Below are 26,506 nucleotides of genomic sequence, written 5' to 3'. Positions count from 1 at the left end.
AATTAAATAAAAAGTCATGCTGACTATACAATCAGCGTAAAACATGGTGGAGCAACAACACCAGATAATTTCTGCTATGCCTGTATTCTATGTAACCTTCAAAAAATTATAAATTATCTGTATCAATTCCCTTTTCTTTGAGTTTAGCTAACAATTCTTGATAGCGATCGCGCTCTTTTTCTAATTCTTGTAAAGCCGCTTCCTTTGCTTGGCGTTCTTGTTCCCGTAACTGGTCAATTTCTACAGGTGACAAAAACTTTTGTCCGGTGGGAGAAACAATTTCCAAAGTATTCGGTGTTAATGTAAAACGGATTCCCAAACGCGGACTTACCCAGCCATTCATCTCTTCAATGACTTCAAAACTATCTCCAGAACCGAGCAAGCCATTTAAATCGTTCTTAGCTGGATCATAAATATAATATTCTTCCACGCCGTAACGCTGGTAAAACTGCAATTTTTTGGTCATTTCTTTAAGGGTGTTACCTGGCGATAGAATTTCAAATACTACCTGTGGGGGGATATTATTTTCATCCCATTGTAAATAGGAACCCCGTTTTCCTTTTGGTCTGCCAAAGATTACCATTGTATCCGGCGCTTGTTTAATATTCGGGCTTCCTTTAACTGGATACCAAAACAAATCTCCGGCGATAAATACATCAGATTGTGATGCAAATAAAATTTCTAAATTTTCTTTTATTTTGACAATCCATGCAAATTGTTCTGTATTATCCGCCATTGGCTGTCCGTCGCTTTCCGGGTAGATGACTTCGGTGGTGGTTTCTGGTGTAACTTGTTGTACCATTGCTGCACCTCCAAGTATGGGGTTTTTAGCTGATATTTCTAGTTGAGATGGCGATCGCGTTAATATTAATTTTACCTATAAGTTAAGTCGGCTATAAAAAACCAAGCTATGTAAAATCTTTGGAATTAGCTTGTAGTTGCGTTTTAGCAAAGACAGCGCAACTCCAAACCATAATGATTTATTTATGCCAACTTAGTTAAGACTGAATTTCGCTCATGAAGTCGATCGCTTTTTGGTGAAATATTATGTTTTGATGCTTTAAAGCAATTTGGGCTGACTCTTGGATATCAGCGATCGCTTCCTCTCGATTTCCTAAGCGATGGCAAGCCAAACCCCTTGCGTAGAAAGCAAATTCATCCTCAGAATATATTTCACCTCCACCCACAGCTTCAATGTGCTTTGCTTCATTAAAATCTGCAAATGCACCTTGCTCATCTCCTAACTCATAACACGCATTACCCCGCACATAGTAAGCAGCTATTAAATTGGGATCTACATAAAGAGCCTTAGTTAAATGCTTAATGGCTTGGCTATTAATACCCTGAGAATATTGCAGAATGCCCAAATTGTAGTAAGAAATAGCAGAACGTTCCATGCTGGCTATTAGACTGAAGTCTTCTAGCGCACCTTGATAGTTGCCAGAGTAAAAACAAGCTGCACCTCGCCCAAAATAGGCTCGTACATATTGCGGATCTAATTGAATTGCACGATGACAATCTTCAATTGCACTTTGATTATCGCCTATTGCTGCACGAGCAACACCACGTTCAGCATAAGCCTGAGCATATTGAGGACTCAGCCGGATTGTTTCATTAAAATCTTCAATTGCATTTTGATAATCCTTTGTCAGTGAACGAGCCACACCACGACTTAAATATGATGTCAAATCCTCTGAATTTTGTAAAATTGCCTGAGTATAATTTTCAATGGCTCCTTGATAGTCGCCAGAATTATAAAGTATATAACCAAGGCTAGAGTATCCAAAAGCAAACATTAAATTGAGCATTGGTTTATAAAAGCTGATGACACTAGTATTATTCCCAAGTCAATGAATTGAACATCACAACCTTTGCTCTGCTGTTTTGCGACTGCACACAATTTGCCACAAACTATGGAAATTTCCGATCGCGTACTTCCACGGCATAATCTTGCACAGCCTTGGTAATCGTCTCTCGCAAGTTGGTGTAAACCTTGGCGAATGGTGGATGTTTCTCGGCCAGTCCGATTACATCCGAGGTAACTAAAACCTGTCCATCGCAGTGAGTTCCTGCACCGATACCAATTGTCGGAATGCTCAGTTTTTGTGTAATCTGCATTGCCAAATCTGCGGGTATATGCTCTAAAACTATAGAAAATACACCTGCTTGTTCGAGAGCGATCGCTTCTTGTAAAATTCTCTCACTCGCTTCTTGGGTTTTCCCTTGTTGCCGCAAACCGAGTTGATGTACAGATTGCGGTGTCAAACCGACATGACCCATTACCGGAATTCCGGCTTGTACCAAACGAGCAATAGTTTCTGCGATCGCTGGATAGCCACCCTCCAATTTTACCGCTTGAGCGCCCGTTTCCTTCAGTACCCGCCCAGCTGAGTGCATTGCTTGTTGAAGACTTTCTTGATACGTCAAAAATGGTAAATCTACAACGACTAATGCGCGTTTAACCCCACGGCGCACAGATTTGGCGTGATATATCATCTCATCCAAAGTTATCGGCAGTGTTGTTTCATACCCTAAAACTACTGCCATAGAGTCACCTACAAGGATTAAGTCTACACCAGCTGTATCGATGAGTTGAGCGATCGCATAATCCCAGGCGGTCAACGCGACAATTGAACGTCCCTGTTGTTTCCATTGAATTAATTGCTGGGTAGTGATTGCCATTTTTAATTAGGGGATAGGTGATAGGGGATAAGTGATAGGTATAGGTGATCGGCTAAAAGAATTCAGTCCCCTGTACCCTGTAACCTGTCCCCTAATCCCTACTTAACAGCGCGACTGAAAGCAATATGGGTTTTTGCACTATCCGTTTTGGGCATTAACCAAGCCAGACCTTCACTAGTGCCAATCCATAGTTTATTGCTGATGTCAGGTACAAGGGCAAGAACCCGACTAGAAGGAAGTCCAGCAACTTCTGCATCTAACACAGCGCCTGTATTTGGATTTAATCGTAACAAACCATTGTTAGTTCCAACCCAGACACTACCATCTTTAGCAAAACGTACCGCCGTCACATCACGCCCACGTAAACGAGTTACAGACCGCAACACCGCACCAGTTTTTGGGTTAATAACTAGCAAATTATTCGGCATTCCGGCCCAAATTAAGCCTTCTGGACTGATAGCTAAAGCTTGAACAGTCGTCCCTGGTAAATCGGCAATCCGCTTCATAATCGAAGCACTAGCAGTATTTACCCGCACCAATCCATCAAGAGTGCCAACCCACAGTTGACCTTCAGCATCTAAAGTTAGGGTGTTGGCGCTGACACCAGGCAGATTTTTTACTGTTGTCATAATCAAACCTTGGTCAGGACTAATTAGGGCTAAACCACTATCAGTTCCAGTCCACAAATAACCCCGTTTGTCAAGCAACAGTGACAAAACCCGTTTAGAAGGCAAAAATAAATTCTGTGCGGTGATTTCATTCGTGCGAGGGTCTACTCGAACTAGTCCGCCATAACTTCCCACCCACAAGCGTCCTACTTTGTCTTGGGCTAAAGCACCAATGGCAACATTCGGTAAGCTAACACGAGAAATAATCTTGCCAGTTTTAGGATCAATCCGCGATAATCCCCGCCAAGAACCTACCCAAAGATTGCCTGTAACATCTGCCAGTAAGTTACCAACACGATAATCAGTTTCTGGCGAATTTTCTTGCACTCCGCGCTCATCGGGCAAGGATTCTACTCGCGGTGGCGGCGCAGAAGGTGGGTAAGCGGGGGTTAAATCAGATGATTTGATGTCAGGGGTTTTTTGTGCCCATCCCATACCTGGCACAGCTATCAACCCAAACAAGATAGAAGTAATCAATAAACTAGTACGCTTGCAAAATAATACCACGGTGACATTTCCTTTGGAGACAGTACCCATAGTCATTACCTAAACTGGCTTTGGGTTAATTTCAGTGTTCCCCTAGTTGGGATTTTTTAAACATTGGGGATTGGGGACTGGAGAATAAATATTTAGGAATACTTTTTTATTACCCAGTCCCGAAACACTATTGATGACACCTTGTAAAGCGTTTGTAATAAAATGTTAAATCATTATGTAATAACAAAACTAAATATATAAGTTCAAAACTTTGAAAGAATAACTTATCGAATTATTGATATATTGTGGAATAAGTTACAAATTACGTGGTGTGCAATTTTTTATCTTTCGCTCACCACTCTGCTAAATCTCTGTCAAGTAAATTCTTTTCTGGTATCTTTTCCATCAACGGGGAAGATAGAAGGAGTGTAGAGGTGGGAATGTCTGCCAGCCAGTCCAATCCCCTGAATGCCTCGATTTGTAGGGGAATTATCTAAAATAAAGCCGCAAAAAGCGGGAGTTTTGGTGAAATTGAGAAGGTTTAGTTGGGTGCGAAGAAGAGGTAAAAAAGAATTTTGATTCGTATAAAGAGGAAACAGTAGAAGCGCTAGGTCGTGTACCCCTAGAAGGGGATAACACTGGTGAGGAGGGCTACCACCGCTACCAAAGTGTCCGCCGCAAAAAAACTGCAACCCTTGGGCAAAAACAACCCCTAACAAAAATTTTTCCCGAATCTTCTCCCCGATGAAGGGGGGAAAAAAGGGGTGAGGGGAAGTTGCACAAAACGTGATTTGATAATTAATTAAGAGTGATTTCAGGGAAGGATAAAATATGTCTTACGCTCAAACGAAGACTCAGAGCAAGTCTGGGTATCAAGCCGGGGTTAAAGATTACAGACTAACTTATTACACACCCGATTACACACCAAAAGATACCGATCTTCTAGCTGCGTTCCGCATGACACCCCAGCCCGGTGTTCCTCCCGAAGAAGCAGGTGCGGCTGTAGCGGCTGAGTCTTCCACAGGTACTTGGACAACTGTGTGGACAGACTTGCTCACCGACCTCGATCGCTACAAAGGTCGTTGTTATGACATCGAACCAGTTCCCGGCGAAGACAACCAGTACATCTGCTACGTTGCCTATCCTTTGGACTTGTTTGAAGAAGGTTCTGTAACCAACGTATTAACCTCAATTGTAGGTAACGTATTTGGTTTCAAAGCTCTGCGGGCACTACGTCTAGAAGACATCCGTTTCCCAGTAGCTTACATCAAGACCTTCCAAGGACCTCCTCACGGTATCCAAGTTGAGCGCGACAAGTTAAACAAATACGGTCGTCCTTTGCTGGGTTGTACCATTAAGCCCAAATTGGGTCTTTCTGCTAAGAACTACGGACGCGCTGTATACGAGTGCTTACGCGGTGGTTTGGACTTCACCAAAGACGACGAAAACATTAACTCCGCACCATTCCAAAGATGGCGCGATCGCTTCTTGTTCGTAGCTGAAGCTATCAACAAAGCTCAAGCAGAAACTGGTGAAATTAAAGGTCACTACCTAAACGTCACCGCTCCTACTTGCGAACAAATGTTGCAACGGGCTGAGTACGCTAAAGAACTCAAAATGCCCATCATCATGCATGACTACCTCACCGCAGGTTTCACCGCCAACACCACATTGGCTCGTTGGTGCCGCGATAACGGTATCTTGCTACACATTCACCGTGCTATGCACGCTGTAATCGACCGTCAAAAGAACCACGGTATTCACTTCCGTGTATTGGCTAAAGCTCTACGTTTGTCTGGTGGCGATCACATCCACACTGGTACAGTAGTTGGTAAGTTGGAAGGTGAGCGCGGCATCACAATGGGCTTCGTTGACCTGTTGCGTGAAAACTACATTGAGCAAGACAAGTCTCGTGGTATTTACTTTACCCAAGACTGGGCTTCTCTACCTGGTGTAATGGCAGTTGCTTCTGGTGGTATCCACGTATGGCACATGCCCGCACTAGTAGAAATCTTTGGTGATGACTCCGTACTACAATTCGGTGGTGGTACTCTGGGACACCCTTGGGGTAACGCTCCTGGTGCAACCGCTAACCGCGTCGCCTTGGAAGCCGTTGTTCAAGCTCGTAATGAAGGCCGTAACTTGGCTCGTGAAGGTAACGATATCATCCGCGAAGCTGCCAAGTGGTCTCCTGAACTGGCTGTTGCTTGCGAACTGTGGAAAGAAATCAAGTTCGAGTTTGAAGCAATGGATACCGTCTGATCTGAGTTAACAGTTAAGAGTTAAGAGTTAGAAGTAGAGACGCGATTAGTCGCGTCTGTACAGGAGTTAGGATTTGCATTAATTCATAACTCATAACTCATAACTCATAACTCTTTAGGGCTGGGGTCAAGCATGAATCTTAAGCAAATTGCGAAGGACACAGCCAAAACTCTCCAAAGCTATCTGACTTATCAGGCTCTAAGGACAGTATTGGCGCAGCTAGGCGAAACGAATCCTCCATTAGAACTTTGGCTGCATAACTTTTCGTCTGGCAAAATTCAGAATGGTGAGTCATACATTGAGCAACTGCTGAGAGAAAAACCAGATTTGGCTTTGCGAATCATGACTGTCAGAGAACACATTGCGGAAGAAATTGCAGAATTTTTACCAGAAATGGTTCGCACTGGCATTCAGCAAGCCAACATGGAGCAGCGTCGCCAGCATTTAGAACGCATCACACGAATAGACACATCTAACCCCAGTCTGCAACCAGAACAGCAAACAACTTCAGATCAGAATTTGGATAACTTATCCAATTAGTTCATTCAACCTAGTAGTAAAAAATCGCAACCCATTATCAAAAAGCTATGCAAACTTTACCAAAAGAGCGTCGTTACGAAACCCTTTCTTATTTGCCACCCCTGACTGACGCTCAAATTGCCAAGCAGATTCAGTACATTTTGAATCAAGGTTACATTCCAGCGATCGAGTTCAACGAAACTTCTGAGCCAACAGAATTATATTGGACAATGTGGAAGCTGCCTTTGTTCGGTGCTAAATCTACCCAAGAAGTATTGAGCGAAGTTCAAGGATGCCGTTCTCAATTCAACACCAGCTATATCCGTGTTGTGGGTTTTGACAACATCAAGCAGTGCCAAGTTCTCAGCTTTTTGGTTCACAAACCTAACAAAGCTACCAGATACTAAAGCTAGCAAGCTTTAAGTAATTAATTATCTCCATAGGAGAGGTAGAATTATCTGCCTCTCCTATTTACTAACTTTTTTGAAACGCAGAGGGACGCAAAGGAAAACGCAGAGTAACGCAGAGAATAACTCGGTGTCCCTTTGCATAAACCTCTGCTTTTTTTAAATATAGTAAATGGAATTACAGCATCTGCCGGAAGTAAGAATTTGCTTTGTTGGTGACTCTTTTGTTAATGGCACTGGCGATCAAGAATGTCTTGGTTGGACTGGGAGAGTATGTGCTAATGCTAATAAAAAAGGTTATGACATTACTTACTATAATTTAGGAATTAGGCGTGATACGAGTACTGATATAGCAAGGCGTTGGTTACAGGAAGTATCACTACGATTACCCAAACAATATGATAACAGAGTTGTGTTTTCTTTTGGATTGAATGACACAACATTAGAAAATGGTAAAACTCGTGTGGATTTGGCAGATTCTATCAAAAATGCTCGTGAAATTTTAAGTAAAGCTCAAAAGTTATACCCTATTTTGATGGTTGGACTAGCACCATACGCAGAACAAGAAGATATTCAAAGAAGGAAGAGAAATATTGATTTATCTAAACAGTTTGCTTTAATTTGTAATGAATTAAATATTCCATATTTAGATGTTTTCCCGATATTAGAAAAATCAAATATCTGGATTAATGAAGCAAGAGCTAATGATGGCGCTCATCCTAAAGCAGGAGGTTATGCAGAATTTGCAAAAATTGTGGAAAATTGGGATGCTTGGTTAAATTGGTTTCCCTAAAGTTTAGCAAGGGGCAAATAGCGATCGCCCTAAGTTATCCTATAAAAAAAGGGGAAATAGTTGCATGGCATGGCCAAAAAAGGGAACAAGGCCAATTACGGTGAATAATATAACCTACCGTTGGACTGTTAAACCCGATAGCGGTTATATAAAGTTGATTGTTGTACGTGAACCCCAGACAGGACAACGACTGGCTACGATATTTCCTTATCGATTGATGGTTATTCCTTTGATTATTCCTTCTGTAGTACGTTCAGTTATCTTGCTAGCTTTGGAGCAAGGTTGGCAACCAACTGAGCGAGGGTTGAAAGAATTTTGCATTTTTGATGTCGATAAGCAAGCAATTCCCAGTTTTGAAATTATCGGGAAAAAAATATATGCAGCATATTCCTCTAGCTGAAGCATCTCAAAATTTACCCGACTTAATTGAAGCAGCACTCAGTGGTGAGGAAATTATCATCATTAAAGATAATCAACCTGTTGTGAAGTTAACTCCTGTGTCGCCAGTTAAACGCCCCCGTCAACCTGGAAGCGCAAAGGGTTTAATTACAATATCTGATGACTTTGATGAACCACTGGAAGATTTTAAGGAATATATGGAATGAGATTACTGTTGGATACACATACTTTTATTTGGTATGTGACTGACAATTCAAGACTTAGTAATCAAGTAGTAGAGTTAATCAATGATGAGAATAATGAAATTTTACTAAGTATCGCTAGTTTATGGGAAATAGCTATTAAGCAGAATTTAGGCAAGCTTAGTTTCAATCAGCCATTTGAAATATTCATCACACAGCAACTCAATCTGAACGATTTTAGTTTACTCGATATCAACATTAGCCACGTTACTGTTGTTGCCACACTACCCTTACATCACCGTGACCCATTCGACCGAATTTTAATTGCACAATCGGTAGTGGAAAATATACCTTTACTGAGTGCTGATAAAATTTTCGATGCTTATCCAATAAGACGTGTGTGGTAGGTAGCGTTGCTTTTCTACCAAAAGATTAATAAACAGTCATCACCAAAAAAACTTAACATTACTTTAGGCAGTGCTAGGCAAAGATAATTTTATGGGTTACTACATCGCTCCCCGCTTTTTGGACAAACTGGCTGTCCACATTACTAAAAACTTTCTAAAGCTTCCTGGTGTGCGAGTTCCCGTGATTTTAGGTATTCACGGGCGCAAGGGAGAAGGCAAAACATTTCAATGTCAATTAGTCTTCGAGAAAATGGGTATCGAGGTGACTCATGTCTCTGGCGGTGAATTGGAAAGTCCAGATGCAGGAGATCCAGCGCGGTTGATTCGGCTGCGCTATCGGGAAACAGCAGAACTGATCAAAGTACGCGGCAAAATGTGTGTACTGATGATTAACGATTTAGATGCGGGGGCTGGACGCTTTGATGAAGGCACTCAATATACTGTAAATACGCAGTTGGTGAATGCCACACTAATGAATATTGCTGATAATCCCACAGATGTGCAGTTGCCTGGAAGCTACGATTCCACACCTTTACATCGTGTACCGATTATTGTCACAGGTAATGATTTCTCTACTCTCTATGCACCGTTAATTCGGGATGGACGGATGGAGAAATTTTACTGGGAACCAGACAGAGACGACAAGGTGGGAATTGTCAAGGGGATTTTTGAACCTGATGGACTATCGCAGAAGGAAGTTGAACAGCTAGTTGATACTTTTGTTAATCAGTCTATTGACTTTTTTAGCGCTTTGCGATCGCGCATTTATGACGAACAAATCCGCAATTACATCCATAAAGTAGGTTTTGAGAAAGTATCCTTGAGTGTGGTTAACAGCACTGAAGGGCCACCAGAATTTAAAAAACCAGATTTCAGGCTGTCTCACCTAATAGAGTCTGGTAACTTCCTCGTTGGTGAACAAAAACGGGTGGAAAATTCCCATTTGGTTGACGATTACAACCGACTCAATCGAGGTAGAAATTCTCAATCTGCACAGCCTGCTGCTGTAACACCAATTAATCAGCCGTCAAGCAATGGTGCGACTCAAGAACCAAAAACGAATGGATTCCAGAAACAGGAAGTATCAAGCCCACATTTAACCCTAGAGACACAAGAACAGATTCGGCAATTATTATCTCAAGGTTACAAAATAAGTATTGAACACGTAGATGAGCGCCGTTTCCGTACAGGTTCTTGGCAAAGTTGTGTTCATAGCCACATTGATGCCGAGTCTGATGCAATCTCAAACTTAGAGGCAACTTTGGCAGAATATAGCGGTGAGTATATTCGCTTAGTAGGTATTGATCCGAAAGCCAAGCGGCGGGTTTTGGAGACAATTATTCACCGTCCGCATGGGAAAAATTAGGAATAGATAATTGAGAAAGAGCGATCGCTTTTGTCGATTCTCAAACAACTGGAAAAATATGCTTCCTCAATTTCGGAACTTACGCAAAAAATAGCCCAAAGCTTGATTTTTTAGTAGGGACAATACCCTGCGGGTACTAACTCGTAGAGTAGCCGCAAAGCGTCTACATTAATTGCCCCTACCGCCTGTCGTTTTGCGTAAGTCCTAAATTTGATAGCTGAATCCTTATACCTTAACTACAGGTAGCAGCTGAAGCCGAGTTAACCCTTGTTAAATCGCTAGTGAATACTGCCGTGTATATATAAGGAGATGCACCAGAGCAAGTCATGGAGTTGGTATTAGTGCGGCGGGGAGTCCACCATGACTTTGCTTGCACAGTTAAATTTGTGCCATCCCATGATAGGCTTCTGACAACTAAAGAGTTTGTATTTCCATTATCCGCCTTTTTAGCAGATAAAAATGTAGCATAGTAAACCTCGCCATTGGCTGGATTAATCCGGGCTATAACTGCGACTTTTGGCCCGCCTCCACTACCATAGCTAGACAACCAGCGCCCGGTTGCAAAGCGGCGAAAATCATTACCAGTCTGACTGCCAGTGGAAGAGTAAACACCGTATAAAAAATTTCCCCCACTCCAATACAATCCGTAGCCTGTACCGTCGTCATTTGTTGTTTCGTAATCAGTCCTACACCATGTTTTAATACCATTATTAAAACGGATAGTTATAGGGTTTTTGTTATTAGATGAGACTTGCTGATAACCAATGTAAAAGGCTGAACTTCCACTAACTACTCTGGCCCCATTCTTAGCTTTGATTGTCGCTTCACTATCATTGCAACTAAATGTCACAGCATTCCCAACAGATGAATTTACTATTTCGGCAAAAGCTGGAGGGACTTTTTGTGTGAGGACTAAATCAGCTACTAATACGACAGATAAAGAGAAACCTGCCAAATACTTCTGAAATTTTTGAGAATAAATCATGATATAAATCTGCCGAGAAATTTTAAGGGAAAAACACCGTATCACTATAAACTCTAATGAGAGTTTAGACAAGGAAAATTGTTGAAATTCGCAGATAGCAACATTTGCAGCATTACGATAAATGAGGCTAGACTACAAAGTGCTTAACAGAATATGCATGACATTGCATGGTATTAACTGTATATAAAGTTTTCTTATCCAAAGAGAATCATTGAATAGATTGATGATCAATTCAGAATCTAGATACTCTCTGAGAAATGCTGCGTGGGTATCTTGTTCGCAAAGCTAGACTAGACTTGCGCCTTGTGTCACCACCAAATCATAGATGTGGTGAGGGTACAAAGACTTCATTGATTAAGAAGATTGCAGACTTGCTACTACTGTGCTATTCAATTTTTAAGCCAGAATTAATTCTCAATTCTGCTTCTTCACTCTTGAATTCTGTTTGATAAATTGCGACAAATGCTTTTAGAGAACAAATAATATTTGTTCCTTTTTTATCTCTCTTATTAGAAGATTGAATTCATATTTGAATCCATTGATTTCAGTCCAGCCGATCTTAAGTCAGCTTTTTATAGAATATGTGATGTCCGTTTTTGGAGGAGACATAGATATATTCCTTAAATAGGGTTCTAAAGTTAGTTTGGCTTAGTCAAGCTGTTTTTTGGTTCAGTAAAATTCGTGAATAATTTTATTTCTCATAAAACTAATACATTAATCTGAGTAATTTCTCTTAATTCAGATATGAAATCTAGTTTTTTGGGCAATTGCTTCTTAGTGATGAATATCAGAATATTCATCATAATGGCACGATTTCGTCTTATTTTATCGATACAGAGGGCGAGAATAGCTGATTAGAGGCTCTGCCTTCAGTGATATATTAATTCAGCAGCCCAGATGAATGTATTCTCATACTCCGTATGAGAACGAGCAAAACAGCAAAACTTCATCAAGCTAGGTTTTTAGGACTTGTATATACACTGTAGCCTTCTAAGCACTGGGGGACAACTCTAAAAAAATTGTGTGTACACCTAAGTTGACAAGGAGAGATATGGTATTTTGGGCTGGAGGTTAGGTATATATTGGACTCATCAACCCAGAAGCGCTAGAAATGCTGCTTCACCACGTCTAAGGGTGAACAATTCCAATAATCGATATGGGAGACAATCAAACCATCAGAGTTAAGACCTAATTCACTCCAACCAGGAATAGAAATCCGTGGCTTCCAGGGGAGAGGAGTATTCCAACTGAGTGTCCACTCAGTTTTAATTGTGTCTCCTAAACGTTGAATATTATGTAAGTCCATCTTGGGATCTAAAAACCAAGTTTGGATAAAATTAATCATTTTTTGATAACGTTTCACACCACGAAATTTATTCAGTGGGTCTTGAAAATAAACGTCTGGAGCGTAAATGCTGTAAGTTTGATTGACTGGGAATCTTTGATAGTCTTCTTTGAGAATTTCAATGATATCCATAATAGTCGCTTTATATTCGATGTCCTCGCTGATAGAGGATATCAGGTTTTTGGCAACTTTATAGTTTTGGGTACTAAATTCAATACAGTTAAAATAGCGGTTGGAAATCGGGTCTATATAAATAAAACCCGCGTAGGCGGGTTAAAAAACCTTAAGTTTCTCTAGTCCGGAATGCGTACTCCTACAGAGAAGCAAGCTACGCGTCAGCGTGCCGGAGGCTTTTTGTTAACGCCAATGTTGGGGTATGTTCAGATTTTCCGGTAGGATTGTTGTGCGATCGCCAAATGCCTGTTCAATCTGCTGTAATTCTAGGTTCTCACATCCGCTCAAGTTTGCCCTAAAGAGATTAGTTTCTTGGAAGTTGGCATCTTGCAGATTAGCTGTACTGAGTAACACGCCTTCTAAGTTGGCCCCAGAAAGTTTTGCGTTTTGCAGGTTACTGCCAATCAGGTTTGCATCTTCGAGGTTGCTACCCTCGAAGTTGGCTTCAAAGAGGTTAGCATCACAAAGAATTGCCCCTTCTAAGTTGGCATCACAAAGAATTGCCCCTTCTAAGTTGGCATCACAAAGAATTGCCCCTTCCAAGTTTGCATCATAAAAGATTGCTTTCGAGAGGTTTGCTTTTCTGAGAATTACGCCTTGCAAATTGGCTTCTGGAAGGGTTGCCTTCGAGAGGTTGGCTTCATAGAAGACTGAGCCACAAAGATTGGTTATTGATAGGTCTGCCTCGGAGAGATTTGCTTGTGTAAAATTTACCCATTGTAAGTTAGCTCCTACGAAAATTGCCTTAGAGAGGTTAGCTTCCGTTAAGTCTGCATTACTGAGGTCTGTATTGCGTAAATCTAGTTTTTGATTTACTGGATCTTTATGTGAATCGCGTCGCCCAATTACAGTTATCGCTGTTTGAATATCTGTAGGAAGTTTTGACGATACCTGTAATTCATCCTCATATTTTTGATTTATCGAAGCATTCTCGCGGATAAAAGCAGCGAGAATTTCCATAATTGTCCAATGGTCTTTGGGAGAATCTTTGGCAATTCGTTCTAAAGCATAAATTGCGGCAAATCGCGTTTCAATTTTTTCATTTCCTAGTTGTTCAATTGCTTTAGAAAAGCGTTCGGGAACAATTTCGTGGGGAGTTGGTTGCTTGTAATTGATACTAGTTACTATATTGTTATCCCAAGCTAGTGTCCCAGCAAGGATCTGCATTAACAGACTCTGATTTTCATCCAAAGAGAGTCTGGATGTATAGTAAGCATTAATTATTAATGCTAGTCCTCCAATCATGATCGCAATAGTTGTTAATGCTTGAGTGATATATTCTATTTTTTCTTGGTTTGAAAGTACTTGAATATTTTCAAATAAAGAAAAGATTAGAGTTAAAGAAAAAATAAATATAACTGAGATAAATACCAGCAAAATTGTTAGTCCATTTGTCTTTATGAAAGACATGTTATAAGTCTTCACATTTGACTCCTTACGGAAATAAATTTAGGTTGATTTTAAGAGCATCCGTAAATATCTGATAGCGTACAAACACGGAACTACTTGACATATACTTAAATCTATTTCATAGAAATTATCTATAAAATATCTGATAACTTATTTTGTAAACATCTTCTGAAATGCGGCTTTTTTGGCTTGTTTGCGATCGCAAATACTGACATGATGAGTAGATTGCTGTGGATAGGCCCAATTAAACCTCGACTGCGGTGAGTGCTGAAGCTTAGTGCAATCGAGGCTTCAGAGGTTGTTTTAAAAGTGTTTCCCTGTGAATTTAGACAGGAGGATTTCTGCGATTATGTTAACGCAAACCTAAAATTTCGGAAATCGCCGTAACAATATCCAAATAAAAGTTGCCTTTTACTGCGCGAAACAATTCAAATTTAGAATCAGGGGCACCAAAAAATGGTCTAAGAAACCATCCTAACTGCATACCAACAAAGGCATAAAGCAATAACCAGGATCTTAAAATAGTGGTGCGGGTTTTTTTACCGACTTCATCTTGCTGAGAAAGTAATTGCATCCCTTCATATAAAAATTTCACACCAAAGATGCCTGTAATACCAAAAATTAGCACATTCAATAGTTTGAAAAATTGATAGGAATCTGGTGTAGTGATGAGAAAAAATAGTGTAACTGGTGCCAAGCTAAATAAAAGCACGCTAATCACTGATACAGATGTGAGTAATACAACGAAATGCTGTAAAACACTGCTCCGAGAACCAAACAAAACATTAAAAAAGAACAAAGTCGGAAAACAAATAATCAGTGTGATTAAATAGAATACTGGAAGTTTAATCGCACCAGATAATGCCTGTGCCCAACTGTGAGATGCACCAATAATTGCTCCATATAGGGCAAAAAATATAGAACTAGATACAAACAAAGAACTGATTTTATTTTGTAATCTTATTCCCTGACGGATTTCTTCTAAAAAAGACTGGCGATCGCGCAGTAAATTAACCAAGACACCAAATTGTTGAATTCCGCGATTTTGCTTTTTCAGCATAATTTTATAGTTTGTATATTTTGTGAAATTACTAATGACTAATTAACGGAATCCAAAGAGATAGCTAAGAGATTTAATGACGCTCAAATAGAAATTACCTTCTCTTTCACGGAATAGTTCAAAGATAGAACCCGGTGTACCAAAAAACGGTCTGAGAGTCCATCCTAACTGACTACCTACGAAAGCGTAAAGAAATAGCCAAAATTGCAAAATCTTTTGGCGTGTCTTACTACCTTCATCATCTTGTTCTAAAACTAAACTCGTCGCCTGATATAAAGACGAAACACCAATAAATCCAGTTAATGCAAAGATGAATACATTTAACAGAATCAAAAATTGGTAATTATTCGTGGTAATCAAGAAAAATAAGGTGATTGGTGCAAAGCTAAATAAAAGTACGCTTGTGACTGAAACCGCAGTTAATACTAATGCTAAATGCTGTGCAAAAGTCCGCTTTGAACCAAAAATGATGTTAGCAAAAAACAACGTCGGGATACAAATCAAAAGTGTGATTAAATAAAGGGCTGGGAGTTTAATGGCGGAAGACAAAGCTTGCATCCAGCTATGGTATGCACCAATGATTCCGCCATACGCGGCGAGAAATAAGGAACTGCAAACCAGCAGAGAAATGATTTTAGTTGGTAATCTCGTACCTTGGCGAATTTCCTCCAGAAAACCTGGGCGATCGCGCAGGAATCCAATCAGCACTGCAAAGTATTTGATTCCTAATGATTTCCGTTCAATCATGTTATCCTCACACAGTTAAAATTCTAAGTTTCATCTGAGTAATCACCGCCAGAACCATACTTCCAGGCATCAACCAAACGATGCCAATAATATTGTTGTTCATTTGGTTGATTCTTAATCCATGTTTCTAACATTGGACTCAACCAAAACAAGGCAGTATATACACCTAAATTACCGTAATGTAGCGTCCAATCTAATAAACTTCCTAAACCTACTTGCGGAATGATTTTGGCAACTATTCCCGGATGAGATAAACCAGTTTTTAACAGTGTTTGGGTTAGTGCCGAAAACTGCACTATATCCTGTAAAAATGGTTTTAACACTGGTGTACCCAACTGTTGCATTTCTTCAAATACTGCTGAGAGGAGTTGGTTAATTTGATCTGGGGCAATTTTCTGATTTATACCAACACTCATCGCTTTTTGAAACAACCAGGTAACAGTCAGGCTTGGCTGATAGGGTTGCAACAGTGCTAAAGCTTTTACAGATAGTTGTTCTGTTTCTAGCGCTTCGTAAATGCCATAAGTTAAACGCTTCAGGTGACGCACCATTGCCCCAAAACCACCAAAACTCAAGGGAGACTGACTACCACTGCTGTCTCCGGCTGGTAAAATGCGATTCCAAGGAGTTTTGAGAGGACTTTGCCGATAGGTGGGAAAGAAGCCAAATAGCGCTCGTTGAAATTTCAGCTTGCTCAATTCCACTCCCTGATATTCTGGTAAGAGACGCAGATATTCTTCAAATAGACCTTCTAAACTCAAACGTTGGGGATGTGCATCCATATAGGTAAACAAATAAGTGGTTCTGCCATCCCTGGCTGGGAAAGCTTCCCAGAAGTACTGACATTGATTTTGCAAAGGCGTAAATGATAACAACAAGTCGCCTGAGCTATTTTCCGCAAAACCTTGGGCGCAACTTCCGACAACTAAGCACAGCGCGTCTGGTTTTTTGCCTTGGCGTGCTTGTTGGCTGATTGGTGAAAGATGTCCCATTGCGTCGATTAATAACCGAGTTTTGAATTGGTTATTTACCATCACCCCATCTGGATGAACAATCGCTTCAGTAAAGGGTGTATTTTCTAACAACTTTCCACCCACTGCGAGAAATCGGGTTTTCAATGTCGCCAGGAGATAAACTGGATCTACGCCAATATTCAAGACATCTTCTACCCAAACTTCTGTACCGCCATCAAAACTAACTCGCGCTGGGTTATATTTAGTTGCGATCGCAGTTTCTAATTCATCCTCAGTCAGCAAGTTTAATTCCACAAACACATCTAATTCTTGCCGAGAGATATTCCACTCTTGTTCTCTCCCCCGTAAAATACCCCGTTCCATCAACGCTACCCGCAGTCCCTTCACCGCTAAGGCGCAACCAATTAAAATACCTAAAGTGCCACCGCAGATCAGCACATCAAAGTCTACAACGCCTAAAGGCTGTTGACTTTCTTTAACTAACTGTGGTGCGGGTGCGGAGTTTTCGCGCAGAGATGTGAGGATGCGATCGCCTTGGCGCAATCCTCCTAAAACATCGCCTGGTAATTGGGAAAGAATTTCTTCAGTTAAAGACATCGGGTTTGATTCCAGCAAAGTTACTAGTATTGATCGTATCTTTGCTGGAACAACGCGCTTAGAGGTTGTTTGAAAAGTCCTCTTCTCGGTAACAAAAGTTTTAGATCCCCCTAAATCCCCCTTAAAAAGGGGGACTTTAATTCCGGTTCCTCCCTTTTTAAGGGGGGTTAGGGGGGATCAATAAGTGCCTAAAATCACAGCTAACTACTTTTCAAACAACCTCTTATCCCAAACCGAATAGTTTTGCGATCGCAGGCAATAATTTATTACCAGCTTCAACCAGTGATGCGATCGCAGGTAAGCCTGTAAATATCCCTTTCAACATGGTGATAGCTGTCTTCGCCGTCTTTTGCTTAGTGGATTCTTGAGGATTTTTACCCGCTTCTGCCAAACTGTTCACCTGTTCTAGCGCTTCGGCTTTGTCTTCTTCTGACAAATATGTGGATTGGATGATTGCATCTTGCAACTGCGACAATAATTCTTTGATTCCTGGTTTCTCGGCATCGGTTGCATCAGGTAACTGATTGAGGGCAATACTCACGTTACCGCTAATGGTTCCTAGATTAGCAATAGAATTCTTGCCAGCGATACCGCTAACATTACTGCTGCCTTCAATATTGATGCCGCTAATATCTGACATATTTGTATCTCCTTGAGTATAAAATTTCGGCTGCTTGAGAGCAGTATCTACCATATTTTCTAAACTAATAATGCGCTTATCTTTTTCTACAAGTAATAATTGCTGACTCTGCGATAAAGCTTTAAGTTGATTATAGTCATCAAAATATTCTGCACTCAGTTGAGATTTATCGCTCCCTGCGGCGGTTTTGGCTCTGAGCAAGATTTTATCTTCGCCGCGTTTCTCCATTGCCACGATTTCTAACTCGGCTTCGGGATGGTTTTCGGCGAGGTTTTTGAAGGCGATCGCAACAGCGCGGGGGTCAAATATTCCACTTTACAGAGGTGAGCAAATTTTACTACACGCTCACCCCTGTAAATTTAAGAATAGTTAGATATTTTTCATGAATGGAGTTCAAAGTCTCGTTCACGAGTATAAAAGGCTCGTTCACGAGTATCAAAGACTCATTAACGGAGTTCAAAGACTCGTTGACGAGTATAAAAGACTCGTTAACGGAGTTCAAAGACTCATTCACGAGTATAAAAGGCTCGTTAACGGAGTTCAAAGACTCGTTGACGAGTATAAAAGACTCGTTAACGGAGTTCAAAGACTCATTCACGAGTATAAAAGACTCGTTGACGGAGTTCAAAGCCTAGTTCACGAGTATCAAAGCTTCGTTAACGGAGTTCAAAGGCTCATTAATGAACCTCAAAGCTTTGTTAACGAAGTCTTATACCATTTTCTAACCGCCCTTTTAACCTTAGTGGTTGTTTGAAAACTATTTTGCTGTGACTTTAAACACTTTTAGATCCCCTCCAACATCCCTTAGAGGATGTTTTAAAAGTCCCCTTATGGGTATCAAAAGTTCAGATCCCCCTAAATCCCCCTTAAAAAGGGGGACTTTAATTCCGGTTCCCCCCTTTTTAAGGGGGGCTAGGGGGGATCTAGAAGTACTTAAAAGCACAGCCAAACACTTTTAAAACATCCTCTTAAAAAGGCAGGAAGCGAAATCAAAATTTACCTTGATAATGGGGATTTAGAAGGATCGAAAACTTTTGATACTGACAAAAAGACTTTTCAAACATCCTCTGAATTTGACTATGCCCTTACCAAGGTATTTGTATCATTATGACAGTTAAACGCTATTAGCAAATTCCATAATACTGCTGCTTAATAAATAGGGGGTAAAACCCCTCAAGCCTCAAGTTTTTAACTCTGCTAAAGCAAAAAAATACCCCAATTAGAAAATTTAAAAACCTGCCAAAATGGCAACCACATTCTAATTACCCAAGTTAAATTGTACGAAGATAAACGACTTCAAGGGTTTTATCAGGGGCTACCACACAAGCAAATTCATTTTGTAAAACCCTATTTATTTACTCAATGATTTCCAAGAAACTATCTCTACTAAATTATTTGCAGAGTATTTTTATCAGCAGATAAATATCAATAATTAGGTTTAGCCTTTGCTGCAACAGGAATATAAAATATGTATGGATGTTGTTGTTGAGATACGCATTAGCCCTTAAATAACGGGCAACGTCTGTATACATTCCTGTTCACTTCAGCAGCAAATGGCAGAGTGGGAGTTTGAAAGCTGACTGATATGCTTCCTCCCACTCTTTTTTATTTATAAGACTAGCGCGTGTTTTCAAAGTCTTAGAGGTTGTTTGAAAAGTGTTTCGCTGTGACTTTAGGCACTTTTAGATCCCCCCTAACCCCCCTTGAGAAAGGGGGAACCGGAGTCAAAGTCCTCCTTTTTAAGAAGGATTTAGGAGGATCTACAACATTTTGTTTTTGTACAGAGATATGTGTACACCGTAGCTTTTTAAGAGGGACAAAAATCCCTCAAAGTCCCCCTTTTTAAGGGGGATTTAGGGGGATATAATTCTATGTTGACTTAGAAGTTGTAGCCAAGTCCTAGTTGTAACCCTACATCAGTTTGATCCATAAAAGCAGCATTTACAGCGCCATTTAATGTAAATCGAGAACCGAGCGGAATGTCTACACCACCAGTTAGCAGTAATCCAAAATCAGTATCGAGATTAGCTTCGATCGCTACACCAGCACCTATATAAGGAGATATAAAGAAGGTTCTGTCGCCGACATCAGCAGAGGCACGAGGGGTAAAATCCAAAGTCAAGGGAACCAAAAACACTGTATCATCCCCAAATAGCACGGATGGTCGCACTGAGATATTGCGTGTCAGACCAATTTTACTGATTACTGCAAAGTTGCCATCGCTCAAAGCTGTATCGTTGCCGCTCAAACCAATGTTACCAGCAACCCCGATATAGCTGGGGCCACCAAGAGTAGTTCTACCTGGTGTAACAGTAGGCGTTGTTCCATCTGCATTTCCTGTCGGTGGTTGATTTAACTGACTGATGTTAACATCAGGCGGGACAAGGACTTGGTTAATTGCATGGATAACACCATTGCTAGCTTTAACATCCGCCTGGATAACTCTGGCATTATTCACTGAGATTTGATTGCTAGTGCGATCAATTTGAATATTTACAGGCTTTTCTTCAGCAGTTTGCAGTTCCCCAGCCGCGAGTTGACTAGAAGTGACTGCACCAGGAACCACGTGGTATGTCAAAATCTTAATCAATGCTTGTCTATTTTCTGGTTGCTGTAACTGCTGTAAGGTAGCAGCAGGTAGAGCAGCAAATGCTTGATCTGTGGGAGCGAAGACTGTATAAGGGCCTGGCTGTTGAAGAACATCTGTTAAGCCGGCTGCCTTTAATAAAGAAGTCAGAGTTGTAAGAGAACTACTGGATGAAGCAAGAGTTACAATATCGCTACCAGTTTGAGTCCCACCAACAATATACTGACTAGCTGGAAGATTGCTAGCAATGGGTTGTACTCGTCCCTGTTTAGCCAAAGCTTGATATAAGAGTGCCGCAACTTCAGCACGAGTTAAAGGTTGTTGGGGATTGAGTTGTTTTACATCTGGGTAATTAACAACAATATTAGATTGTGTTGCACTAGTAACACTGGCAATGGCATACTGCGGGATACTTGAAGCGTCGGTGTAGTAGGTGCTGAGGTCAGTACTGGCTCCAGTGTTACTAGCAGTTAAGCCCAAACCACTTGTTAAAGCAACGATCGCCTGTACCTTGGGTATTTGTTGATTTGGCGAAAACACGTTCCCAGGATAGCCTGCCAAAAATCCAGTTTCGTAGGCGTACTGAATTACAGAAGATGCCCAATAGCCAGCAGGAACATCACGAAATCCACCTGCGCTTAATTGCCGAACTCGGTTTTGGTTAGGGAAAGCTTTTTGAATCAGGGCAGCAAATTCAGCACGAGTCACGGCTTGATTTGGTCTGAAGCTGCCATCAGGAAAGCCAGCAATCACATTATTGTCAGCTAGGGCTTGAATGAAGGGACGCGCCCAATAATCTGAGGAAACATCAGATAAGTTAACTGTTGAAGTCGGAGATGGTGTTGCAGGGGATGGTGTTGTAGGGGATGGTGTTGTCTCAGATGGAACGGTATTTTGAGATGAAGCTGGGGTAGAAATTACGATGGGAGTTATTGTAGCAGCTGTCATTCCCAGAACTAGTAAAGCAACCCTTGCTGATGGCCAACGAAAAAAACTAAACATAGAAATATCCTCTTTTGAAATTCTTGGATTGACTATTGAAAAATACTGGGTGCAAGGTTAAGTTAATACAAATATCCAGATGAGTGCTTGGTTTACATCGATTATGGATGGGAAGCCCAAATACAACCGTTAACTCTGGAAAATCAAAATGTTGGACATTATGAGTAGCTGCTCTGACATCTCATCACATTTATCCAAATATTCACCACAAATAGTATTATATTCCTATTTGATTTTTAAATAACCGCAGATAACACTAATAACGATAATCAGTGATTCTGTGGTAATATCCTACGCTGCAAGAATAAATATCATTAGTGCAGGTAGACGATTTTCTCAGTTCTAAAATCGCCATCAAGCAGTAAGAAAATTGGCTTTCAATAGCCGTTTCTTTATAATTGCCGACGAGGGTTAATACCGTCAAGCTCAATGCATCACGATCTTTAACAAGGTTTAAGAAGTAGCAATGTATGTTGACGATATGATGTATTATTAGCCTTTAATCGAGATTATACAACTAACTAATGGCTAGATTACGATCAAAAACTTTCACTCTTTAGATAGTTGTCCTTGATAGAAAAAATTCTAATACTAGACTGGAAATTAGCGATCACAATCAAAGATTTGGGGCATGATTGCGCCAAGATTTTTACCTCGGAATTATTCTTTTGCAAAAGACAATTTTATGAAAATCAATCCAAGGATAAACTAGGATTTTTGATAAGAGTCACGCAAACCTACACGCGTAAGCAATACTTTTCGGTTAAACCCAATAATCTCTCTTTTGGTCTGGGGAAAGGTTAAAGGGCAATGGGGAAAGGGAAATTCACACCCTTTCCCCTTTCCCCCAAAACCCGAAAAGTATTGCAAGCGTAAGGGCAATTTATAAATTACCCCTACCTGAAAATAAAGGTTTCGGCTATTGTTTGCGTAAGTCCTATTTGAATTTCAGAGAAGTGCAACGTCTCTTCACATTTTGAGCCAGTCACAAGTGTTACTTATCTTTGACCTACCAAATCTGCAATTGAGGTTATTAATTCAGTTGGTTGTACTGGCTTGGCAATATGTTTCTGAAAACCAGCTGCTAGAACTCGATCGCGATCGCTTTCTCCCGCATAAGCTGTAAGAGCGATCGCCGGAATTTCCCCTCCCTCTTCCTTTGGCATAGCTCTGAGCAGCCTAATCAGGCTGTAGCCATCCATCTCTGGCATTCCTAAATCACTGATTAATACATCAGGTATGGTCTTGACTATGACAGCCAGCGCCTCAGTTACCGATGCTGCAACAGTTGTTAGTGCCCCATTCTGTTGTAGGAAGAAGTGCAAAAACTCCCGTGTATCAGCATCATCATCAACAATCAATACCCGTAGTCCAGCGATCGCTAACGAGTTAAGTTTCTCTCTACCTCCCCCAGTTTTCTCATCTCCCCTAATCTCTTTCATCACAGGCAGTCTCACAATAAAAATTGCTCCCTGTCCTTCTCCTGCACTAGCTGCTGTTATAGTTCCACCATGCAGCTCTACCAGGTTGCGAACTATTGCCAATCCCAATCCCAGCCCGCCAAATTTTCTGGTTGTACTGCTATCAGCTTGACGAAAATATTCAAATACGTGGGGGAGGAATTCAGGGGAAATCCCTTGTCCAGTGTCTTTAACTTGAATCAGTGCTGAGTGGGAAGTCAATTCCCCACTTGAAGAGAGGCTGATTTCCACAAATCCGTTAGGGGGAGTGAACTTGACAGCATTCGAGAGTAAATTCCCTACAACTTGCTGTAGGCGATAATAATCGCCTGACACTTTACCAACATTAGGGTCAAGCTGTATTTTGATCTGAATGGATTTGCTTTCTGCGATTAACCGGACTGTTTCTAATGCAGCATCAATTACAGATGCTAGGTTAACAGTGGCAAAAGTCAGGTTCAACTTACCGCGAATAATTCGGGATACATCCAGCAACTCATCAATTAATTGAATCTGCAATTGAGTATTTCTTTCGATGGTTTCTAAGGCCCGATTGGTAGTAGCTTCATTAAATTTGCGGCTTTTGAGTAGCGATGACCAGCCTAAAATTGGGTTGAGGGGCGATCGCAATTCGTGGGAGAGAATGGCGAGAAACTCATCTTTGTTTCGGTTTGCCTGTTTGAGTTCCTCTGCTTGCTGTCTAAGTGTCTTTTCTAATTGCTTCCTTGGAGTTAAGTCCAGAATAAAACAGATCCAAGATGGCGGATCTTTCTCTACCAAAGCACCACCAATTAGTATAGGAATGCGCGAACCATCTTTGCGGATATATTCTTTTTCAAAAGGATTACATACTCCAACCGTTAAAAGTTGCTCTATCCCCTGCTCATCAAGAGCGTGATATTCCGGTGGAGTCATCTGTTTTCGGCGTACCTTACCTGCTAATAATTCCTCTCGCGTATAACCCACCATTTCTAAAAAAGCCTCGTTCGCCTCAGTAATATGGTCAGGTGTCGCGAACATAATGCCAATAATATTGGAATCAACTAAGCGCCTTAATTGAGTTTCACGTTGGCGCAAATCATTTTCTATCTGTTTGCGCTCAGTAATATCCTGAGCAGTACCCATCATCCGAACTGGCTGATCGTCGGCTTCGTAAAAGACACGACCTTTAGCAGCAATCCAATGAATGCTACCATCAGACCAAAGACTGCGGTATTCAATGTCATACTCAACCTTTTCCTGAAAACAACGAGCGATCGCTTCATTGAGGCGTTGACGATCTTCTGGATGTATGCAGTTGAGGAAAAGCTCATAGCTCATTTCGACTTCTGGGCCTAGTCCAAATAGCTCCTTACATTTCTCTGTCCAAACTAACTCGTTGCTGGTAATATTCCAAAACCACATACCCAGTTCCGCAGCAGAAGTGGCTAACCGAATTCGTTCTTCACTCTCGCGCAGGTTTGTTTCAATTTGCTGGCGATCGCGCAGTATAGCTTGCTGTTCGGTAATATCAGTACTAGCACCAACGACCCTAACTACCTGACCATTGGTATCCCGGACAGCAAAACCCTGGTCTTGCACCCATAAATAGCGGCCATCTTTGTGACGGATTCGATACTCAATACTATAACGGTTGCCATTGGCCATACTAGCCATGAACTGGTCATTAACTCTTTGTTGGTCATCGGGATGGATAAGTTGTTGCCACCACTCGAAGGTAGGTTCAGCTTCTTGTTGTGTGTAGCCAAAAACCTGGGTTAAACCCTGAGTTCTTTCCACACTACTTCTGTGAATTTCCCAGTCATAGATTAAGCAATTAACCGCCGCAGCTGCTAGCTCAAACCTTTCGTTACTTTGCCGCAGTGAAATTTCTATGTGTCGTCGCTCTGTAATATCAAAAGCAATGCCTAAAAGATATTTCGGGAATCCCTCAACAGTTCTGCTATATACGGTGTCATAGCTACAAAACCAACGCCACTCTCCATTAACATGTCGAATGCGGTACTCAAAACTGAGGACTTCGCCTGGATGGGCAGAATTAAATCTTTCAAAATAAGTAGGGAGTTGAGCTAAATCTTCAGGGTGCAGAAGTTGGGTAAATAAATCCTTTCCCATTGCCTGGATTTCTGCTGGTGTGTAGCCCCAACCTTGAGCAATTTCGTAATTAACATAAGAATTTCGCTCCTCTATGAGGTCATATATGTAAAGTATCCCCGGCAGAGTACCAGCAATTTGTTGGAACAAACGTTGACTATCCCACAGTATCTGAGATTCATTTGCATCAACAAGAGAGGCAAGAGGAACAATACTCTCAGCCTCTGGCTGCAACCAACTTTCTTCTTCAACTTGTTGAATATCTTCAGTACAGTTACATTTTTCCTCAAGTTGTGCGTGCTTAAATTCTGTAATATCCGAAAAAGTTGTGATGATCGCAAAGGGAGTGTCTATTCCACCTTGGAACAGAGGTTGTGAAGACAACGATAGCCAGACTAGCTGACCATTTGGCTTATAAAAGCCACACACCATATTTAAGCAAGGTTTACCTGTTTTCTGAGCAGCGATCGCTGGGTGAGTTTCGTTAGGTAAAGGAGAGCCATCTTCATGAAGAAATTGCCACTTGGAATCGAGCAAGTTCTGCCCTACAAGTTGTTCTGTGGTTAGTCCCAAAATGCGATCGCAAGCTGTACTGCAAGCCTGGATAGTACCATCCGCCAACTGAAGCACCATTCCCTCTTCTCCACTGGCTAAGAGCGAATAATTTGCTTTTTTACTAACTTGCCGATGCAGCAGCTTTTCATTAGCCAGCTGGTTTTGGGACTTTTCCGCGTCTGGCATTCTGTAAAGTTAAATAAATTTAAAGTTAATTTAAGATTCAGTGGCTTGTACTTACATAAATTTTAGCCTTATTTCTTCCATTTTTAGGCAAAATATTACTATCTAGTCGGCTTTCCCAGTTGCCGATAAGTCTAAATTTAGAAAGCTATCCAGAGAAGGGTATTAAGGTTATGCCGAATCAACCTCAAGTATAGATAACGTGATGATTATTACACGCTCAACATTATGTAGTAGTTTTTAGTTAAAAATTTAAATTTCTTGTGATATATTTCTGTAATCTACAATACCCGTGATGTAGATAATATTGTCGGAGATTTTAAAATTTAGTATTATGTCTAGTCAAGAGCCAAATTCTAATCAAGCATTTCAGCAAACACAGGCTACTGGAACAAAAAAAAGGAAACTACAACCTCCCCCAGACATCAAAAAACCAAAGAAAACCGAATAAAAGCTTTATAGTCAGTTTTAGAGATTTAATTTCAATTAAGTCTCTACACTTTTCATAAAAATAAATCAGCTTATACCAAT

23 protein-coding genes are annotated in these 26,506 nt (G+C 40.9%); 9 read left to right on the top strand and 14 right to left on the bottom strand.

Translation table 11 applies throughout. The features are described 5' to 3' along the window. The first annotated feature begins 6 nt into the window (after positions 1-6). Positions 7-141, top strand: a complete 135-nt coding sequence (locus tag IQ274_RS04875; protein WP_322745205.1) for an HNH endonuclease — start codon at positions 7-9, stop codon at positions 139-141. Here IQ274_RS04875 and IQ274_RS04870 read toward each other — a convergent pair. The 5 genes from IQ274_RS04870 to IQ274_RS04850 form a co-directional block, all read right to left on the bottom strand. Next, on the bottom strand, positions 107-802 hold the full coding sequence (locus tag IQ274_RS04870) for a Uma2 family endonuclease (RefSeq protein ID WP_194141599.1): 696 nt from the start codon (positions 800-802) through the stop codon (positions 107-109). The two genes, IQ274_RS04875 and IQ274_RS04870, sit on opposite strands and share 35 nt — an antisense overlap. A gap of 196 nt (positions 803-998) precedes the next feature. Continuing rightward, positions 999-1,808: a tetratricopeptide repeat protein gene (locus tag IQ274_RS04865; protein WP_194141598.1), complete on the bottom strand. Its 810-nt coding sequence runs from the start codon at positions 1,806-1,808 to the stop codon at positions 999-1,001. Positions 1,809-1,911: 103 nt separating this feature from the next. After that, on the bottom strand, positions 1,912-2,682 hold the full coding sequence (gene panB / locus IQ274_RS04860) for a 3-methyl-2-oxobutanoate hydroxymethyltransferase (protein ID WP_194141597.1): 771 nt from the start codon (positions 2,680-2,682) through the stop codon (positions 1,912-1,914). 98 nt (positions 2,683-2,780) lie between these two features. Then, positions 2,781-3,893 carry a ligand-binding sensor domain-containing protein gene (locus IQ274_RS04855; RefSeq protein ID WP_194141596.1) on the bottom strand — a complete coding sequence of 371 codons (1,113 nt, stop codon included), beginning with the start codon at positions 3,891-3,893 and terminating at the stop codon, positions 2,781-2,783. 308 nt (positions 3,894-4,201) lie between these two features. Further along, positions 4,202-4,546 (bottom strand): hypothetical protein, encoded by a 345-nt coding sequence (locus tag IQ274_RS04850; protein ID WP_194141595.1) that lies wholly within the window; start codon positions 4,544-4,546, stop codon positions 4,202-4,204. A gap of 112 nt (positions 4,547-4,658) precedes the next feature. Here IQ274_RS04850 and IQ274_RS04845 point away from each other — a divergent pair, with 112 nt between their 5' ends. The 8 genes from IQ274_RS04845 (at position 4,659) to IQ274_RS04810 (ending at position 10,162) form a co-directional block, all read left to right on the top strand. Further along, positions 4,659-6,089 (top strand): form I ribulose bisphosphate carboxylase large subunit, encoded by a 1,431-nt coding sequence (locus IQ274_RS04845; protein ID WP_163930558.1) that lies wholly within the window; start codon positions 4,659-4,661, stop codon positions 6,087-6,089. 132 nt (positions 6,090-6,221) lie between these two features. Further along, positions 6,222-6,629, top strand: a complete 408-nt coding sequence (gene rcbX, locus IQ274_RS04840; RefSeq protein WP_012410538.1) for a RuBisCO chaperone RbcX — start codon at positions 6,222-6,224, stop codon at positions 6,627-6,629. A 47-nt stretch (positions 6,630-6,676) separates the two neighbouring features. Then, positions 6,677-7,015, top strand: coding sequence for a ribulose bisphosphate carboxylase small subunit (locus tag IQ274_RS04835; RefSeq protein ID WP_114082924.1), 339 nt, complete (start codon positions 6,677-6,679; stop codon positions 7,013-7,015). A 172-nt stretch (positions 7,016-7,187) separates the two neighbouring features. Next, positions 7,188-7,808, top strand: coding sequence for a GDSL-type esterase/lipase family protein (locus IQ274_RS04830; protein WP_194141594.1), 621 nt, complete (start codon positions 7,188-7,190; stop codon positions 7,806-7,808). 64 nt (positions 7,809-7,872) lie between these two features. Beyond that, complete coding sequence (locus IQ274_RS04825; RefSeq protein WP_194141593.1) at positions 7,873-8,208, top strand: hypothetical protein; 336 nt, start codon at positions 7,873-7,875, stop codon at positions 8,206-8,208. Beyond that, positions 8,186-8,413, top strand: coding sequence for a type II toxin-antitoxin system Phd/YefM family antitoxin (locus IQ274_RS04820; RefSeq protein WP_194141592.1), 228 nt, complete (start codon positions 8,186-8,188; stop codon positions 8,411-8,413). The genes IQ274_RS04825 and IQ274_RS04820 overlap by 23 nt, the downstream gene beginning before the upstream one ends. After that, positions 8,410-8,796: a type II toxin-antitoxin system VapC family toxin gene (locus tag IQ274_RS04815; RefSeq protein WP_194141591.1), complete on the top strand. Its 387-nt coding sequence runs from the start codon at positions 8,410-8,412 to the stop codon at positions 8,794-8,796. The genes IQ274_RS04820 and IQ274_RS04815 overlap by 4 nt, the downstream gene beginning before the upstream one ends. Positions 8,797-8,887: 91 nt before the next feature. Continuing rightward, positions 8,888-10,162 (top strand): ribulose bisphosphate carboxylase small subunit, encoded by a 1,275-nt coding sequence (locus IQ274_RS04810; protein ID WP_163930548.1) that lies wholly within the window; start codon positions 8,888-8,890, stop codon positions 10,160-10,162. 232 nt (positions 10,163-10,394) lie between these two features. On the opposite strand, the gene IQ274_RS04805 is transcribed toward IQ274_RS04810, so the two are convergent. The 9 genes from IQ274_RS04805 to IQ274_RS04765 form a co-directional block, all read right to left on the bottom strand. Continuing rightward, on the bottom strand, positions 10,395-11,147 hold the full coding sequence (locus tag IQ274_RS04805) for a hypothetical protein (RefSeq protein WP_194141590.1): 753 nt from the start codon (positions 11,145-11,147) through the stop codon (positions 10,395-10,397). A gap of 1,105 nt (positions 11,148-12,252) precedes the next feature. After that, positions 12,253-12,624, bottom strand: coding sequence for a DUF2358 domain-containing protein (locus tag IQ274_RS04800; RefSeq protein ID WP_114082919.1), 372 nt, complete (start codon positions 12,622-12,624; stop codon positions 12,253-12,255). Between the two features lie 225 nt (positions 12,625-12,849). Further along, positions 12,850-14,076, bottom strand: coding sequence for a pentapeptide repeat-containing protein (locus tag IQ274_RS04795; RefSeq protein ID WP_194141589.1), 1,227 nt, complete (start codon positions 14,074-14,076; stop codon positions 12,850-12,852). Positions 14,077-14,428: 352 nt separating this feature from the next. Next, the gene (locus tag IQ274_RS04790) at positions 14,429-15,136 is read right to left on the bottom strand and encodes a hypothetical protein (protein WP_012410547.1); all 708 of its coding nucleotides are present in this window, start codon (positions 15,134-15,136) and stop codon (positions 14,429-14,431) included. 42 nt (positions 15,137-15,178) lie between these two features. Then, positions 15,179-15,883 carry an actin-binding WH2 domain-containing protein gene (locus IQ274_RS04785; RefSeq protein WP_163930540.1) on the bottom strand — a complete coding sequence of 235 codons (705 nt, stop codon included), beginning with the start codon at positions 15,881-15,883 and terminating at the stop codon, positions 15,179-15,181. Positions 15,884-15,906: 23 nt separating this feature from the next. Then, entirely contained in the window at positions 15,907-17,454 is a 1,548-nt protein-coding gene (locus IQ274_RS04780; RefSeq protein WP_163930538.1) for an FAD-binding oxidoreductase, read from the bottom strand. A gap of 223 nt (positions 17,455-17,677) precedes the next feature. After that, positions 17,678-18,328 carry a hypothetical protein gene (locus IQ274_RS04775; RefSeq protein ID WP_194141588.1) on the bottom strand — a complete coding sequence of 217 codons (651 nt, stop codon included), beginning with the start codon at positions 18,326-18,328 and terminating at the stop codon, positions 17,678-17,680. 1,645 nt (positions 18,329-19,973) lie between these two features. Then, the gene (locus IQ274_RS04770) at positions 19,974-21,683 is read right to left on the bottom strand and encodes a fasciclin domain-containing protein (protein WP_194141587.1); all 1,710 of its coding nucleotides are present in this window, start codon (positions 21,681-21,683) and stop codon (positions 19,974-19,976) included. A gap of 998 nt (positions 21,684-22,681) precedes the next feature. Next, positions 22,682-25,978 carry a PAS domain-containing protein gene (locus IQ274_RS04765; protein ID WP_194141586.1) on the bottom strand — a complete coding sequence of 1,099 codons (3,297 nt, stop codon included), beginning with the start codon at positions 25,976-25,978 and terminating at the stop codon, positions 22,682-22,684. Positions 25,979-26,506: the final 528 nt, after the last annotated feature.

Origin of the sequence: Nostoc sp. LEGE 12447, assembly GCF_015206985.1 — a bacterium.
Lineage (GTDB): Bacteria > Cyanobacteriota > Cyanobacteriia > Cyanobacteriales > Nostocaceae > Nostoc.
Note: the sequence above shows the minus strand (reverse complement) of the source record. Positions and strands in the feature narration are given on the sequence as shown.